The organism is Aliivibrio fischeri ATCC 7744 = JCM 18803 = DSM 507, from assembly GCF_023983475.1.
In the GTDB taxonomy this organism is placed as follows: domain Bacteria; phylum Pseudomonadota; class Gammaproteobacteria; order Enterobacterales; family Vibrionaceae; genus Aliivibrio; species Aliivibrio fischeri.
Genome location: NZ_CP092712.1, coordinates 2,197,748 through 2,212,058, shown reverse-complemented (window position 1 = coordinate 2,212,058; position 14,311 = coordinate 2,197,748). Strand labels below are relative to the sequence as shown.

At 38.6% G+C, this 14,311-nt stretch carries 19 protein-coding genes; 10 read left to right on the top strand and 9 right to left on the bottom strand.

Going from position 1 to position 14,311, the window contains the following annotated elements; all coding sequences use genetic code 11:
- Positions 1-13: 13 nt before the first annotated feature.
- The gene (bcp, locus tag AVFI_RS10215) at positions 14-481 is read right to left on the bottom strand and encodes a thioredoxin-dependent thiol peroxidase (RefSeq protein WP_161484862.1); all 468 of its coding nucleotides are present in this window, start codon (positions 479-481) and stop codon (positions 14-16) included.
- A gap of 101 nt (positions 482-582) precedes the next feature.
- Positions 583-1,110, bottom strand: coding sequence for a glycine cleavage system protein R (locus tag AVFI_RS10210; RefSeq protein ID WP_017020331.1), 528 nt, complete (start codon positions 1,108-1,110; stop codon positions 583-585).
- Positions 1,111-1,381: 271 nt separating this feature from the next.
- On the opposite strand from AVFI_RS10210, the gene dapA reads away from it, so the two are divergent.
- Positions 1,382-2,263, top strand: a complete 882-nt coding sequence (dapA, locus tag AVFI_RS10205; RefSeq protein WP_017020330.1) for a 4-hydroxy-tetrahydrodipicolinate synthase — start codon at positions 1,382-1,384, stop codon at positions 2,261-2,263.
- 11 nt (positions 2,264-2,274) lie between these two features.
- Positions 2,275-3,327 carry an outer membrane protein assembly factor BamC gene (bamC, locus tag AVFI_RS10200; protein WP_054775448.1) on the top strand — a complete coding sequence of 351 codons (1,053 nt, stop codon included), beginning with the start codon at positions 2,275-2,277 and terminating at the stop codon, positions 3,325-3,327.
- Positions 3,328-3,355: 28 nt separating this feature from the next.
- Here the strand turns inward: bamC and AVFI_RS10195 are convergent, their stop codons facing one another.
- Genes AVFI_RS10195 through AVFI_RS10180 form a run of 4 tightly spaced genes read right to left on the bottom strand, consistent with a single transcriptional unit; the run spans position 3,356 to position 5,810 of the window.
- Positions 3,356-3,565, bottom strand: coding sequence for a DUF2897 family protein (locus AVFI_RS10195; protein ID WP_012534030.1), 210 nt, complete (start codon positions 3,563-3,565; stop codon positions 3,356-3,358).
- A gap of 2 nt (positions 3,566-3,567) precedes the next feature.
- Positions 3,568-4,236 carry a M15 family metallopeptidase gene (locus AVFI_RS10190; RefSeq protein ID WP_188863461.1) on the bottom strand — a complete coding sequence of 223 codons (669 nt, stop codon included), beginning with the start codon at positions 4,234-4,236 and terminating at the stop codon, positions 3,568-3,570.
- A 58-nt stretch (positions 4,237-4,294) separates the two neighbouring features.
- Positions 4,295-5,428: a succinyl-diaminopimelate desuccinylase gene (gene dapE, locus AVFI_RS10185; RefSeq protein ID WP_188863462.1), complete on the bottom strand. Its 1,134-nt coding sequence runs from the start codon at positions 5,426-5,428 to the stop codon at positions 4,295-4,297.
- A gap of 34 nt (positions 5,429-5,462) precedes the next feature.
- Positions 5,463-5,810 carry an ArsC family reductase gene (locus AVFI_RS10180; RefSeq protein ID WP_054775449.1) on the bottom strand — a complete coding sequence of 116 codons (348 nt, stop codon included), beginning with the start codon at positions 5,808-5,810 and terminating at the stop codon, positions 5,463-5,465.
- A 197-nt stretch (positions 5,811-6,007) separates the two neighbouring features.
- Between AVFI_RS10180 and AVFI_RS10175 the strand changes: the two genes are divergently transcribed.
- Both AVFI_RS10175 and AVFI_RS10170 read left to right on the top strand, forming a co-directional pair.
- Positions 6,008-6,292, top strand: coding sequence for a type VI secretion system PAAR protein (locus tag AVFI_RS10175; protein WP_005420470.1), 285 nt, complete (start codon positions 6,008-6,010; stop codon positions 6,290-6,292).
- A 166-nt stretch (positions 6,293-6,458) separates the two neighbouring features.
- The gene (locus AVFI_RS10170) at positions 6,459-6,740 is read left to right on the top strand and encodes a winged helix-turn-helix domain-containing protein (RefSeq protein WP_005420468.1); all 282 of its coding nucleotides are present in this window, start codon (positions 6,459-6,461) and stop codon (positions 6,738-6,740) included.
- A gap of 120 nt (positions 6,741-6,860) precedes the next feature.
- On the opposite strand, the gene AVFI_RS10165 is transcribed toward AVFI_RS10170, so the two are convergent.
- Genes AVFI_RS10165 through narQ form a run of 3 tightly spaced genes read right to left on the bottom strand, consistent with a single transcriptional unit; the run spans position 6,861 to position 9,515 of the window.
- The gene (locus AVFI_RS10165) at positions 6,861-7,190 is read right to left on the bottom strand and encodes a DUF4156 domain-containing protein (RefSeq protein WP_054775450.1); all 330 of its coding nucleotides are present in this window, start codon (positions 7,188-7,190) and stop codon (positions 6,861-6,863) included.
- Between the two features lies 1 nt (position 7,191).
- Positions 7,192-7,803 carry a response regulator gene (locus AVFI_RS10160; protein ID WP_005420464.1) on the bottom strand — a complete coding sequence of 204 codons (612 nt, stop codon included), beginning with the start codon at positions 7,801-7,803 and terminating at the stop codon, positions 7,192-7,194.
- 20 nt (positions 7,804-7,823) lie between these two features.
- Positions 7,824-9,515 (bottom strand): nitrate/nitrite two-component system sensor histidine kinase NarQ, encoded by a 1,692-nt coding sequence (gene narQ, locus AVFI_RS10155; RefSeq protein ID WP_065597991.1) that lies wholly within the window; start codon positions 9,513-9,515, stop codon positions 7,824-7,826.
- 187 nt (positions 9,516-9,702) lie between these two features.
- Here narQ and napF point away from each other — a divergent pair, with 187 nt between their 5' ends.
- From napF to AVFI_RS10125, 6 genes are all read left to right on the top strand, one after another.
- On the top strand, positions 9,703-10,227 hold the full coding sequence (gene napF, locus AVFI_RS10150; protein ID WP_005420459.1) for a ferredoxin-type protein NapF: 525 nt from the start codon (positions 9,703-9,705) through the stop codon (positions 10,225-10,227).
- Positions 10,221-10,505 (top strand): chaperone NapD, encoded by a 285-nt coding sequence (locus AVFI_RS10145; RefSeq protein WP_005420454.1) that lies wholly within the window; start codon positions 10,221-10,223, stop codon positions 10,503-10,505. The genes napF and AVFI_RS10145 overlap by 7 nt, the downstream gene beginning before the upstream one ends.
- On the top strand, positions 10,502-12,991 hold the full coding sequence (gene napA / locus AVFI_RS10140; protein ID WP_188863463.1) for a periplasmic nitrate reductase subunit alpha: 2,490 nt from the start codon (positions 10,502-10,504) through the stop codon (positions 12,989-12,991). The genes AVFI_RS10145 and napA overlap by 4 nt, the downstream gene beginning before the upstream one ends.
- 75 nt (positions 12,992-13,066) lie before the next feature.
- Positions 13,067-13,540: a nitrate reductase cytochrome c-type subunit gene (locus tag AVFI_RS10135; RefSeq protein WP_054775451.1), complete on the top strand. Its 474-nt coding sequence runs from the start codon at positions 13,067-13,069 to the stop codon at positions 13,538-13,540.
- A 32-nt stretch (positions 13,541-13,572) separates the two neighbouring features.
- Positions 13,573-14,148 (top strand): NapC/NirT family cytochrome c, encoded by a 576-nt coding sequence (locus tag AVFI_RS10130; protein WP_005420448.1) that lies wholly within the window; start codon positions 13,573-13,575, stop codon positions 14,146-14,148.
- 9 nt (positions 14,149-14,157) lie between these two features.
- Positions 14,158-14,289 (top strand): TIGR02808 family protein, encoded by a 132-nt coding sequence (locus tag AVFI_RS10125; protein ID WP_005420446.1) that lies wholly within the window; start codon positions 14,158-14,160, stop codon positions 14,287-14,289.
- Positions 14,290-14,311 lie beyond the last annotated feature (22 nt).

Sequence of the window (14,311 nt, the reverse complement as noted above, 5' to 3'; positions counted from 1 at the left end):
TTATAAGTTCAAATTATTTATTATTCAAATAATCTAATACTACTTCATGGTGATCTTTGGTTTTAAATTTAGTGAAAACGTGCTCAATAACACCTTCTTCATTAATTAGAAAACTGATGCGATGTAAACCATCGTACACTTTACCCATGAATTTTTTCTCACCCCAAACACCAAATGCATCTGCAGCGGCATGATCTTCATCTGATAGTAGAGTGAAGTTCAAATTATCACGCTCGATAAATTTACCAAGGCGTTTTACAGCGTCAATACTGACACCAAGTGTAACTACGTTATGAGCTTCAAGTTCTGATTTAATATCACGAAGACCTTGAGCTTGAACGGTACATCCTGGCGTCATCGCTTTAGGGTAAAAGTAAAACAGTACTTTTTTACCTTTAAAATCAGAGATCGAGACGCTTTCTCCATTTTGATCTAAAAGCGATACATTGGGTGCAGTTGAGCCTGCTGCTAATGGTGTGATCATTCTCTTTCCTTTTATGGGTTTATACCAATCCACATAGCTAGTTGCTCATTCTTGCTTGTTCAACTACTTATCCGGAATGGTATTAGGTCTATTTGCCTTTAATTTTTATAGAAATTGATTTTACCACTGACATTTAATGAAGCGCATAAGGATTCAAATTCTTCTTGAATCTCAATGATATGGCATTCTTTAAATATTTCGGCCGTAATTTGGATCTGAAATGTATTTTGATCTTCTGGTTTTTTTAATGTTTGAGCGCTAAGAGTTTTTAAATCGATATCTCGATTAGCAAGAAAATCGGTGAATTTTTCAGTCAGTCCAGGACGGTCTTCTGATTCAATAAATGCGTCAATGGTATAGAAAATGTCTTTTTCTTGATGAGGTGAAGTACGTTTCATCATGGTAATTAGATCATGCTGTTGACCTAATAGTGGTAATGTATTTTCAATTCGAGAGATAGCGTTTGCTGTACCTGACAACAACATGATTAATGTGAACTCATTACCAAATGAGGCGATACGGCTATCTACTATATTGCAGCTTGACTCAGTGACAAGGCGAGTCACCTTATTCGATATACCCGGTCTGTCTGTTCCGACCGCAGTAATTACAAGGTATTGAGACATAAAAAACTCGTTGTTGAAAAAGATATCTACATACTAACACGCAAGTGATTGTGTGATAAGCAAGCAATAGTGAACAATCGTCAAAAAAAAGACTCTACAACATAGGCTCTAATGTAATATCCTTGAGTTATATAGATTGAATGGTTCTGCTCATTGTGTAAGAAGATGAAAACCAGATAACACATCATGGTCAAGGATGATGATTCTTTACGATGAAGTTAATTGAATAACAGAACCAATATTGTAGCAGCAGATAGAAAGGGAGAAGGATATGTTCTCAGGTAGCATTGTCGCTTTAGTTACACCATTGGATACTGATGGTGAAGTAGATTACACCAGTTTAAAAAGTCTTGTTGATTACCACATTAAAGCGGGCACAAATGGCATTGTGGCTGTTGGTACAACAGGGGAATCAGCGACATTAAGTGTAGAAGAGCATGTCAAATTAGTTATGAAGACCCTTGAGTTCGCTGATGGTCAAATTCCTGTAATTGCAGGTACAGGAGCCAATGCAACTCATGAAGCCGTAACATTCAGTAAACTTTTCCATGACTCTGGTGTTGCTGGTTGTTTAAGTGTAACGCCTTATTACAATAAACCGACTCAAGAAGGTTTGTTTCAGCACTATAAAGCGATCTCTGAAGCAACAGATATCCCTCAAATTCTTTATAATGTACCAGGACGTACAGCAGTAGACCTTCTTCCTGAAACGGTTGCTCGTCTTGCTGAGCTTGATAACATTGTTGCATTAAAAGATGCGACAGGTGATTTAGATCGCGTGGCGATTACTCGTGAACTTTGTGGTGAAAACTTTATCCAACTAAGTGGTGATGATGCTACTGCGCTTGATTTTGTTAAATTGGGTGGCCATGGTGTTATCTCTGTAACGTCAAACATTGCAGCAAAAGACATGGCGACCATGTTTGCTTTAGCTGCTCAAGGTAAGTTTGAAGAAGCTGAAATCATTAACCAACGTTTAATGCCGTTACATAATGATTTATTTGTTGAAGCTAACCCAATTCCGGTTAAATGGGCGGCACATCGTTTAGGTATGATTACTCATTCGGATATTCGTTTACCATTAACGGAATTAAGTCTGTCAGCACAGCCAACGGTAGAGCAAGCGCTGAAAAGTGCGGGTTTGTTGAAGTAGTAGGATAGAAAATGAAAGTGAACACTCGCTTTGTTGTTGGATCATTAATGATTGCTGTTTTATCGGCATGTTCAAGTAGTCCAACAGAGCGTCGCCAAGCTAAACAAGACTTCAAGTATCTAGAGACAACCCCTTTAGTTGAGTGGAAAGAACCTGCAGATGCTAAACCTGAGTTCTACCCTCAATATGATATTCCTAAGGGGGAGTTTACAGGTGGTATCGGTAAAGAAGTGGATATTCGTCCTCCTCAACAAGTACTTGAACTGATCCCTGGTGCTCGTATTGAAGAGCAGAATGGAGAAGTCACGGTTTGGCTTGTTAAGCAAGAAGATGTTGATAAGCTTTGGCAAACGGTATTAACTTTAATGAAGAAGAAAGATATCGGTATTGTTAAAGAAGAGCCCTCAGAAATTGAGACTGATTGGTTAAAATGGAGCTCAGAAGATGAAGATCATGAGTTCGGTGCTCGTTATCAAATTAGCAAGCTAAATCAAAATAATCGTGCAGGCTTTCAAATCTTATTAATTGATTGGCAAGTAGATGGCAATCAAGCCGAAGTGACACCTGCAAACAAAGCGCGTTATAACATTTTAATGACGAATTTAGTGACGTCAGCTTATGATGAACAGTTACGTGAAGAAGCTCGTATCCGTGCAGAAGAGTTAGTTAAGCGTATTCCTATTTCTATGGGACAAGATAGAAGTGGACTGCCAGTTATCATTGCTCGTGCGCCATACAATATTTTCTGGGAACGCTTAGGCGAGTTATTGCCTATGATGGGACTAGCAATAGAAGACAGAAACCGCTCTCAAGGTACAATCGAAGTTAAGTACAAAGAACCTGATGATGAATTCTGGGAAGAGATCGGTACTAAACCACTGTCTTTTGATGGCCGTACTTATAACTTATTACTTGGCGACTTAGGCAACAGAACATCAATTAACGTAACAGATGCCGGTGGTAAACCTGTTGACGAAGATACGTTAGATTCATTAGTTCCTGTGTTAGCGGCGATGATTGAAAAATCAAACAACGCCCCTAAGACTGAGCAAGATGAAGAATAAGCTAAAATAAGATGAAGAAAGACGCTCGTTATTGAGCGTCTTTTTTTTGTTCTGAACTTTCTGTTTTATCTACTGTGTTTTGTTTTTCAGCGTCAATATCATCTTGTTCTTGAAGGTTTTTCATTTTTTTTGATTGACCAAACTTCATATTGGCCGTTGCTTTTAATGCAGCAAGATTACCAATAACAACACTTACAACAATGATGATGATGACCCAAGGGTTCATTAACCATTCCATATTTACTCCTTGTCTATGTTTGTTATATAGCGAACAAATAATGTATCTATGTGTTTAATGATGGTCTCTTTCCCAGCCAGATCAACACCCTCCCATGCTTTAAGTAACATTTCAGGTGTTAATTGTGACATATATTCACTGCTATTTTGTTGATAGCTGATGTGCCAAGGTTCAATGGCAACCCCTTTTTTATCGGTTTTATATGGGAAGAAAAAACCAAATTTTGGGGCGTTTTTATTTAACCATGAACTGAACTCTGCTTGATGCCCTGTGGTGTACTCCCATGGTTCAAGTTGTAATTGTGTATCTTCGGGTAAGGTATTTGATGCATAAACATCAAGTTCTGTTCCCCAGTGGTGACGACTCGCACCTGGAAGGGCTGACCATCGCATAATGGCGTGAATTTTTTCGAGATCATTGAGAGTGTTAGGGTCAAGCTCTTGCCCGTTATCATCTAAAATAGGACGAATGCCTAAAAATTTATTATTCCAAATGAGAAGTTGACGTTCAAAGTCACGGAAGCTGCTTGCAATAGTTAGAGTGAACCCTGCTTGATGCGCCGCATCTGATAAGGCTTTAAATGGAAGAATACAATCGTGGTGAAGCTGACGATGTGGTGATAGCTTTGACAAGTGTTGAAATGATTGACCAGTAAGTTCTTGATATGTCATAGGGCACCAATTAAAGATGAGAGAACAAAAGCTCTCTCATCATAACCCTAATTTATCCTTATGCTAGTAGATTATTTAGGACTTCTTGATACATATCAGTCAGTTTTTCTAAATCTTCTACATTTACGCACTCGTTTACCTTATGAATGGTCGCATTCACTGGGCCAAGCTCTATAACTTGGGAACCCATTTGAGCAATAAAACGCCCATCTGACGTTCCACCCGTCGTTAATAGTTGTGGTTTTTGTTGATTAACCGTATCGACAGCATTAACAACGGCTGTTAATAAATCGCCAGTATCAGTTAGGAAAGGGAGACCATTGATAATCCAGTCTAAGTCGTATTCTAAATCATGCTTATCTAAAATTTCGACGACACGTTGTTGTAGCTCATCGACTGTTGATTCGGTGCTGAATCTAAAGTTAAACATGATATCGACTGTGCCAGGAATAACGTTTGAAGCGCCTGTGCCGCCATTCATATTTGGGATTTGAAAGCTTGTTGGTGGAAAATAATCATTGCCATTGTCCCAAACGGTCGTTGCTAGCTCTGACAGAGCGGGCATCGCTTGGTGAATTGGATTGCGAGCTATATGCGGATAAGCAACATGCCCTTGAATACCTTTAACGGTTAAATTACCTGTTAATGATCCTCTACGCCCATTTTTAACCACATCACCAACATGAGAGGTACTTGATGGTTCACCTACGATACACATATCAATGATTTCGTCACGTTCTTGCAGGGTATCTACAACACGAGTCGTGCCATTAATAAATGGACCTTCTTCATCGGATGTGATTAAAAATGAAATTGAACCTTTGTGATTCGGGTGCTCTCCGACGAAACGCTCAACGGCAACCACCATACAAGCTAAAGAGCCCTTCATATCTGCTGCTCCACGAGCGTAGAGCATTCCGTCAATGATTGTTGGTTCAAATGGATTGGTATTCCAATGCGTTAAATCACCTGTAGGAACAACATCCGTATGTCCTGCAAAAGTAAATAATGGTGCTTCATTGCCTCGACGAGCCCAAAAGTTGGTTGTATCTTCAAACACCATAATTTCAATGGTAAAACCAAGAGCTTCTAGTCGTTTAATCATTAGCTCTTGGCAACCTGCATCTTCAGGTGTGATGGATTGGCGGCTTAGTAAATCTTTAGCAAGAGCTAATGTTGGTGTATCAGACATTCTGTATTCCTTTACTTCTTTTTTATTAATGGCATTAGATATCAAACAAGGTCTCGTATTGAGCTGGCTTAAAGCCTAAGTGGTATTCATTATTATGAATAAGTACAGGGCGTTTAATCATAGCTGGCATTTCTAGCAATAATTCGATTGCTGTTTCTTCATTTAGAGATGCTTTTTGTTCATCAGTTAGTTGGCGATACGTGGTACCACGTTTATTTACTACATTTTCCCAACCAAGTTGTTTTACGAATGTAGCTACCATATCTTTATCAATACCATCAGTACGATAATCGTGATAAGTAAAGTTAATGTTATTTGCTTCAAGCCATTTTTTGCATTTCTTGATGGTGTCGCAGTTTTTAATTCCGTAGATTGTAGTCATGACTTTCTTCATTTTTAGTTATGTTATTAATTATTGTCTAGTTATAACGATTATTGAACAAATACGCCAGTCTTGAAGGTTATTTAGTAATCTGTTGATTATTATTTGAAGTGACTCGCCATTCTTTTCGGGCAAATATTAAAGAGGCGGAATAACACATACACTTCTGATTCGACCCAATATTGAAAGGAGGCTATATGGGAAATGCAGTGAAAGTGGGGGATATTGGTAGTGATCATGACGGTTTTCATCCAACTCCAGTTTTAGCTGGCTCTGGGACAGTAAAAGTGGATGGAATTCCAGCAGCAAGGCAAGGTGATCCTCTTGCTCCTCACTCTAAACCTAAACATCCACCTCATCCAAGATCCATTTCTGCCGGTTCAAGTTCTGTATTTATTGATGGAAAGCCTGCAGCAAGAGATGGCGATGCTATTGGGTGTGGTGGCACACTAAAAGGTGGTGGTACGGTTAATATTGGATAATGCTTTAGAGAATATCGCCGATCTTATTGTGAAAATTAATTACAAAAAATACGATTTTATGACCCATTTACATAAATATGAGATTATTTTCGTAATTAGTTGATCAATCTCAACATCATTTTTATTGAATGATTAATAATTACTCTTATTAATTCAGGAGGTATCAATGGAGTTGAATCCAGTGTTTGCCAGACGCTTATATTTGGCGTTATTGGTACATAATATAGAAAGGCCGAATGTTCCTAAACTTGTAGAGTTAACTGGTTGGCCTCGTCGTACTATTCAAGATGTATTGAAGGCTTTACCTGGCATTGGGATTGAATTGATGTTTATTCAAGATGGCCGTCGTCATAATGATGGTTATTACCGTCTTTCAGATTGGGGGCCTTATGATCCTGAGTGGGTATGTTCTCGAGAAGATGAAATTGCATCAACATTGCACCATTAAAAATATGTGCTTCTTTAATGTGCAGATAAAATAAAACGCCAACGTAAAAGTTGGCGTTTTTTGTTTGTAAAATGAAGTGATTAATTAACCCGAGTTAAGAGTTATTAAGGTTAAAAGTTATTAAGGGCAAATATAAGCAGAGCCAAACATAGTTACTGATGTATTAAATGGCGACGGTGTGTGAATCACTATGCTGTTTGCACCTAAAGCTTGAGCTTCATTTTTAATGTCATTAATTGCACCAATGGTTAGATCTTTATTCGTAATAAAGAAGAAGGTATACCAATGGCCCTCACTTCCTGTCACAGTGCCAACCTCTTGGCACCCCTCTACGACACTATCATTATAATATAAGTTGATAGCACTTGATTCAGGCGTCATTGGTTCTGTTGTTAATGCACAACCATTTAGTACCAATAGAGATAAGAGGGCATAAAACGTTTTTTTCATATTACGAATCTAAATAGAGTAGTGTGGCTGCAACACGTGATTTTACATTTAATTTTTTCAATAAACTTTTCATGTGCACTTTTACGGTCGCTTCAGAAATAAACAGTTGATCTGCAACTTGTTTATTTCTCATGCCTTTTGCAACATGTTGTAATATTTCTAGTTCACGAGCCGTTAATTGAGATAATTTGTCGTCGCCTTGAGCGTCTTCTTCTAAACACGCTTTAACTTGTTCAGAGTAGGCTTTGCCGCCTTTCATCGCTTCTTTTAACAATGCGATTAGTTCATCTGGTTCACTGTCTTTTAATAGATAACCATCAGCGCCAGCTTTAATTAATGTTTTGATGTCCTGTTTATTGTCTGACACGGTTAAAATGACAATCGGGCAGGTTACCCCTTCATTTCTTAGTGCATGTAACGTATCTAAACCTGACATGCCTTTCATATTTAGATCAAGAAGAACAAGGTCTGGTTCATCTTGTGAAATCAGAGCTACAGCATCAGTGCCATTACTTGCTTCGCCAGTGAGTGTGAATTCTTCATCAAAAGAAAGAAGTTGGCCAATACCACGACGCATTAACGGATGATCATCAACGATAACGACATTCCACATAATTTTTTACCTCTATTATTTTATTGGTTTAGTGGAAACATAACGTTCACTGTACAACCGTTGTCTATTTCTGAAGTTATGGATAGCTTACCATGAACGCAGTTTGCACGTTCTTGCATGATCCTTAATCCATAATGATTTATTTTTTCTTCTGTAGGATCAAACCCTACTCCATCGTCCTCAATGTTAATACAGCCTTGCTCACCTTCTTGAAAACACGTAATGATAATATTATCAGCTTTTGAGTGTTTGATGGCATTTAATGTCGCTTCTCTTATCAATTGTAGTAAATGAACATGTTGTTGAGCATTTATAGGCAAAGAAGGAAGCTCGTTATTTAAATGAATATTTATCTTAGTTTGTGAGGCTAAGGTTGTCATGATTTCTTGTAAGGCCTCACCAAAGTGAGCTTTATTAATGGTTAATCTAAATGTGTTTAATAGACCTCGCAATTGACTATATGCACTTTTAAGACCTTCATCCAATTCCACTAGTGTAGTACTTGTATTTATACAATCACACTTTTCTAACTGGCGCTTTAATAGTGTTGTCTGAATCTTCAAATAAGAAAGAGACTGAGCTAAAGAGTCATGAAGTTCACGAGCTATCGTTGAGCGTTCTTCTAATAAAATGAGTTGGTGTGTTTGTTTTTGTGCTTGGTTATAGAAAATACCACGTGCCAGAATATTTGAAATATTGATGATTAATTTCTGATCAGGGCAAGGCAATGACACTTGCCATAATAAGTATCCTAATTGTTCACCATCAATACATAACTCCTGAAGACTCCATGGGGATTCGTCAGGTTCACCGCTTGTTATCTCCCAATCGCCACCGGATTCCTCTTCAACAATCAGACGAGCACTGATAACCCCTTCAATATTCGTAAAGGTATCAAGAATGTTTTTAAACGCTTGTTCATCCAGTTGTGATGCCGAGAGTTGTTGAGAGCATTGATACAAGATCATTAATGAGCGATTGGCTTGGCTGAGTTTTTTGGTTTTATCTTCAACTCGATTTTCTAATTCGCGATAGCTCAAATCGACTTGTCTTGTCATGTGATTAAATGCATTCCCTAACTGACCTAATTCATTATCACTATTTAAATCCACCTGAACTGAATAGTTTCCTTTTGTCATGGCATGACTTGCAGCAACTAGGTGATGTAATGGACTCACGATTTTTCTTTGAGTGAAAAAAATAATGAAAACACTTGAGAAGACAATCAGTGATAAGCCAAGGGCACCAATAAGAGAAAGTAATTGAAGCTTTCTTTCTGAAAATTCTTGTAAACGAAAAACAAAATGATCAATTTCATCAACGAAAAGGGAGACTTTGTTTAAATAAATCTGTTTGTTGTCGCTTAATAATGATGGCTGTAAGGAAAGCCATTGTAGTCGGATGTCTTCGTAATAATCTTCAATATCATCAGGAACGAACCATTGGTCTAGTGACTTAAACGAAGGTGATTCTATCGATTGTGAAAATTTATCTAAATGTTTAATCAGTTCTGGAGAGTCTGTTTCAATATCATAGGCTAGACGGTAGCTTTGCATACGTAATGAGCCAGCAATATTGACCGCTTCTGCATCTTTTAAGCTAGAGGAAAGTGTAATTAAGGCTAAGCTCGTTGTAATTATGGAGATCATAACAATCAACAACATCACTTGAGCAATGGTCCTTGTTAAGATTGAGGTCTTAGTATGTTTCATGTTTGTTAATTGTGACCTATGATTAAAAGAAGCAAATGGGATCTATTTTGTTGTTTTTATTTATTTTAAAAATTGATCTAAAACAAAATTTACCTATGTTTAACCATTATGGGGTATATCAATAAATATGACAAAATTTAAAATTCAACATATAAAAATGTTAATGAATAACTGAGGTTATGAATAGATGAGTCAAGATAATGCAATTGACCATTCTAAGCGAGGATTTTTTCGCCGTTTATCTTCTCAAAAAAAAATAAATCCGTTAACACAACAGCGATTGCCTTGGGTAGAAAATGAATCAGTTTTTACGTCAAAGTGTACTCGATGTGAAAAGTGCATTAATGCATGTGAAGAAAATATTATTGTTAAAGGGGATGGTGGGTTTCCTATCGTCGATTTTACAAAAGGTGAATGTACTTTTTGTGAAGGCTGTGCAAATAGCTGTCCTGAAGCTTTATTTGATTTAACGGCTGAGCCTGTTTTCTCTCATAAAATATCTATAAATGAAAACTGTTTAGCGAAAAAATCTGTGGAATGTCGTAGTTGTAGCGATATGTGTGAAACACAAGCCATTCGTTTTCAACTTCAGTTGGGCAGCGTAGCTCAACCTAAAATTAATTTTGATGCCTGTAATGGATGTGGTGGCTGTGTTGCTGTTTGCCCTACATCTGCTATCAGCATGACACTGGAAGATAGCACATCATGTTAGAGAATTTGCCTGAAAATGAAGTTCATATTTCAAGCTTAGTGGTTCATGTAAGACCTGAGTCACTTGAAATAACAAAAGAAAAAATATTAGCACTGCCGAATACGGAAATATATGGAGAAAGTGAAGAGGGCAAGATTATTGTTGTTCTTGAAACTGAAAACCAAGGATATATCACCGATTCAATCGATAAAATAAATGACTTCGAAGACGTACTAAATGTCGCTTTAGTATTTCACCAAATCGAGCACTTTGATTCGCAATGTGAGGATGAATCATGAAAATGACAAGACGTGCGTTTGTTAAAGCAAACGCAGCAGCTTCGGCTGCAGCTGCTGCAGGGGTTACGTTACCTGCTTCAGCAACAAATTTAATCGTTAGTTCTGACCAAACAAAAATTAAATGGGATAAAGCGCCTTGTCGTTTTTGTGGTACAGGTTGTTCAGTACTTGTTGGTACTCAAAATGGTCGCGTAGTCGCGACTCAAGGTGATCCTGAAGCACCTGTAAACAAAGGTCTTAACTGTATTAAAGGTTATTTTCTTTCTAAGATTATGTACGGTAAAGATCGTGTTCAAACGCCAATGTTGCGTATGAAAGACGGCCAATATAACAAAGATGGTGACTTTGCTCCTGTATCTTGGGATGTTGCTCTAGATACCATGGCTGAAAAATGGAAAGCAGCTCTGAAAAAACATGGTCCAACAGGTGTTGGTATGTTTGGTTCTGGTCAGTGGACAGTAATGGAAGGCTATGCAGCGGTTAAGCTGATGAAAGCGGGTTTCCGTTCAAACAACATTGATCCAAATGCTCGTCACTGTATGGCATCTGCTGTAGGTGCATTTATGCGTACATTCGGTATCGATGAGCCTATGGGCTGTTATGATGATTTTGAAAACGCAGACTCGTTTGTTCTGTGGGGTTCAAACATGGCAGAAATGCACCCAGTATTATGGACTCGTATTTCAGATCGTCGTTTAAGCCATCCTCATGTAAAAGTTAATGTATTATCAACGTACTACCATCGTTCATTTGAATTAGCAGATAAAGGCTATATTTTTGAACCTCAATCTGACCTTGCTATTGCTAACTACATTGCTAACTACATTATCCAAAATAATGCAGTTAACTGGGATTTCGTTAATAAGCATACGAACTTCAAACAAGCGACGACGGATATTGGTTACGGTTTACGTGATGATGATCCTATTCAAATGGAAGCGGCAAACCCTAACTCAGGTGCAATGTCTTCAATTAGCTTTGAAGAGTATAAAAAATCAGTAGCTCCTTATACGGCACAAAAAGCATCTGAAATGTCAGGCGTATCGGAAGAAGATCTGATTACTCTAGCTAAACAATATGCAGATCCAAAAACAAAAGTAATGTCTTTATGGACAATGGGTATGAACCAACATACTCGTGGTGTTTGGATGAACAGCCTTGTTTATAACATTCACTTACTTACTGGTAAGATTGCAACTCCTGGTAACAGCCCATTCTCTCTTACAGGTCAACCATCTGCGTGTGGTACTGCTCGTGAAGTTGGTACGTTCTCGCATCGTCTACCTGCTGATATGGTGGTTGCTAACCCTAAACACCGTGCTATCTCTGAGAAAATTTGGAAACTACCTGAAGGTACTCTAAATGGTAAGCCAGGAGCTCATGCCGTAGTTCAAGATCGCATGCTAAAAGATGGCAAGATCAATGCTTACTGGGTTATGTGTAATAACAACATGCAAGCCGGTCCAAATATTAACACTGAGCGTCTACCTGGTTATCGTAATCCTGAAAACTTCATTGTATGTTCAGACCCATACCCAACAGCAACTGCACAAGCGGCTGACTTGATTCTACCAACTGCAATGTGGGTAGAGAAAGAAGGTGCTTATGGTAACGCAGAGCGTCGTACTCAAGCTTGGTATCAACAAGTACAAGCAAAAGGCGAAGCAAAATCAGATTTATGGCAAATCATGGAATTCTCAAAACGCTTCAAAGTTGAAGAAGTGTGGGGCGAAGAGCTAGTAGCAAAAGCGCCTGAATACCGTGGCAAAACTATGTATGACATCTTATTCAAAAATGGCCAAGTTGATGCTTTCCCATTATCAGAAGCGCAAGAGCTTAATGATGATGCTAAAGCTCAAGGCTTCTATGTCCAAAAAGGTCTGTTTGAAGAATATGCAAGTTTTGGTCGTGGACATGGACACGATTTAGCACCATACGATACCTATCACACTGTTCGTGGTTTACGTTGGCCTGTTGTTGATGGTAAAGAAACGCTATGGCGCTTTAAAGAAGGTTCAGATCCATATGCGAAGAAAGGCTCAGACTGGGATTTCTATGGTAAACCTGATGGTAAGGCCTTAATTATCTCTGCACCATATGAAGCGCCACCTGAAGTGCCAAATGATGAGTTTGATATGTGGTTATGTACTGGTCGTGTTCTTGAGCACTGGCATACAGGTACTATGACTCGTCGTGTTCCTGAGCTGTATAAAGCCGTTCCTGATGCGCTTTGTTATATCCATCCTGCAGATGCGAAAAAACGTAATTTACGTCGTGGAGATGAAGTTCTAATCTCAAACAAACGTGGTGAAGTACGAGTTCGTGTTGAAACTCGTGGCCGTAACCGTCCGCCAGAAGGATTGGTATTCGTACCATTCTTTGATGCTCGCATCTTAATTAACAAGTTGATTCTAGACGCAACTGATCCGCTATCTAAGCAGACAGACTTTAAGAAGTGTCCAGTTAAAATCACTAAAATTGCTTAATTAATAAATTGATGAGTTGCTAGTCTACTGGCTAGTGACTTGTTTTAGAGTTTGCCTTAAGGCGGAGAAATTAGAATGAAAAAGTTCATTATAGCGCTTATGTCAGCAGGACTATTGTTCACTGGCGCAGTACAAGCAGAAGCAGAGCAAGGTTCTGAGCTGCATAACCCAGGTGGCATTGGTGGTGTTGAATCATTACGTGGTGCTTCAGAGTTAGAAGCAACACGTCCAGCAGATGATTTTAAGCATTTTCCACGTGACCACGCTTTAGATAGTGACTATGTATATCAACCACCTTTGGTTCCTCATACGGTTCGTAACTATGAAGTTTCGTTGAATGCCAATAAGTGTTTGTCTTGTCATAGTTGGAAAAATGCAAAAGAAATGGGGGCAACTAAGATTAGTGTGACTCATTACGTAAGCCGTGAAGATGCAGTGCTTTCTGATGTATCTCCTCGTCGTTACTTCTGTCTACAATGTCACGTTCCTCAAGCGGATGCAAAACCACTAGTAGAGAACGAATTTGAACGTGTGGACTCATTGCGCTAGTCGATAGCCAATAAAGTTAAGAGAGGCTATACATGAAATTATTAAAAGCATTTTGGAAGCGTTTTTCGTCTCCTAGTAAAGCAGCAGTAGGCATTGTTCTATTTATGGGCTTTATGGGCGGCTTGCTTTTCTGGGGCGCATTTAACACGGGTATGGAAGCAACCAATACAGAAGAGTTTTGTTCTGGTTGTCACGCACCAATTGTTAAGGAAATCCAAGAGACGATTCACTATTCAAACCGTTCAGGTGTACGTGCTATCTGTTCTGATTGTCACGTTCCGCATAACTGGACAGATAAGATTGTTCGTAAAGTACAGGCATCGAAAGAGTTATTTGCTCACTATGTGACGAAAACGATTGATACTGAAGAGAAATTTAAAGAACGTCGAGCTCACTTGGCTGAGCGCGAATGGCATCGAATGAAAGAGAATAACTCTCAAGAATGTCGTAATTGTCATGAGTTTGATTATATGGATTTCTCAGAGCAAGGCCCACGCAGTGCGAAACAACACTCAACGGCGTTAGCATCAGGTGAAAAAACGTGTGTAGATTGTCATAAAGGCATCGCACATAAATTACCTGATATGTCTGGTATTGAAGGTTGGTAAGGAGATAGCATGAGTACATTAGAATCAGTGATTTGGCATACTCTAGGTTACGCTGCGATGCCAGCTATTATTCTAGGCGGTTTTGCTGCGGTATCTGTGTTTTCAATTTGGCTATTGTCATTGAAATCAGATAAAGAGTAATCGTTTAAATTACGAATCAACT

Excerpts from the sequence above, each read along its gene's own strand:
- AVFI_RS10210 (WP_017020331.1), bottom strand. The coding sequence starts at position 1,110 with ATGTCTCAATACCTTGTAATTACTGCGGTCGGAACAGACAGACCGGGT.
- dapA (WP_017020330.1), top strand. The coding sequence starts at position 1,382 with ATGTTCTCAGGTAGCATTGTCGCTTTAGTTACACCATTGGATACTGAT.
- bamC (WP_054775448.1), top strand. The coding sequence starts at position 2,275 with ATGAAAGTGAACACTCGCTTTGTTGTTGGATCATTAATGATTGCTGTT.
- AVFI_RS10195 (WP_012534030.1), bottom strand. The coding sequence starts at position 3,565 with ATGGAATGGTTAATGAACCCTTGGGTCATCATCATCATTGTTGTAAGT.
- AVFI_RS10190 (WP_188863461.1), bottom strand. The coding sequence starts at position 4,236 with ATGACATATCAAGAACTTACTGGTCAATCATTTCAACACTTGTCAAAG.
- dapE (WP_188863462.1), bottom strand. The coding sequence starts at position 5,428 with ATGTCTGATACACCAACATTAGCTCTTGCTAAAGATTTACTAAGCCGC.
- AVFI_RS10180 (WP_054775449.1), bottom strand. The coding sequence starts at position 5,810 with ATGACTACAATCTACGGAATTAAAAACTGCGACACCATCAAGAAATGC.
- AVFI_RS10175 (WP_005420470.1), top strand. The coding sequence starts at position 6,008 with ATGGGAAATGCAGTGAAAGTGGGGGATATTGGTAGTGATCATGACGGT.
- AVFI_RS10170 (WP_005420468.1), top strand. The coding sequence starts at position 6,459 with ATGGAGTTGAATCCAGTGTTTGCCAGACGCTTATATTTGGCGTTATTG.
- AVFI_RS10165 (WP_054775450.1), bottom strand. The coding sequence starts at position 7,190 with ATGAAAAAAACGTTTTATGCCCTCTTATCTCTATTGGTACTAAATGGT.
- AVFI_RS10160 (WP_005420464.1), bottom strand. The coding sequence starts at position 7,803 with ATGTGGAATGTCGTTATCGTTGATGATCATCCGTTAATGCGTCGTGGT.
- narQ (WP_065597991.1), bottom strand. The coding sequence starts at position 9,515 with ATGAAACATACTAAGACCTCAATCTTAACAAGGACCATTGCTCAAGTG.
- napF (WP_005420459.1), top strand. The coding sequence starts at position 9,703 with ATGAGTCAAGATAATGCAATTGACCATTCTAAGCGAGGATTTTTTCGC.
- AVFI_RS10145 (WP_005420454.1), top strand. The coding sequence starts at position 10,221 with ATGTTAGAGAATTTGCCTGAAAATGAAGTTCATATTTCAAGCTTAGTG.
- napA (WP_188863463.1), top strand. The coding sequence starts at position 10,502 with ATGAAAATGACAAGACGTGCGTTTGTTAAAGCAAACGCAGCAGCTTCG.
- AVFI_RS10135 (WP_054775451.1), top strand. The coding sequence starts at position 13,067 with ATGAAAAAGTTCATTATAGCGCTTATGTCAGCAGGACTATTGTTCACT.
- AVFI_RS10130 (WP_005420448.1), top strand. The coding sequence starts at position 13,573 with ATGAAATTATTAAAAGCATTTTGGAAGCGTTTTTCGTCTCCTAGTAAA.
- AVFI_RS10125 (WP_005420446.1), top strand. The coding sequence starts at position 14,158 with ATGAGTACATTAGAATCAGTGATTTGGCATACTCTAGGTTACGCTGCG.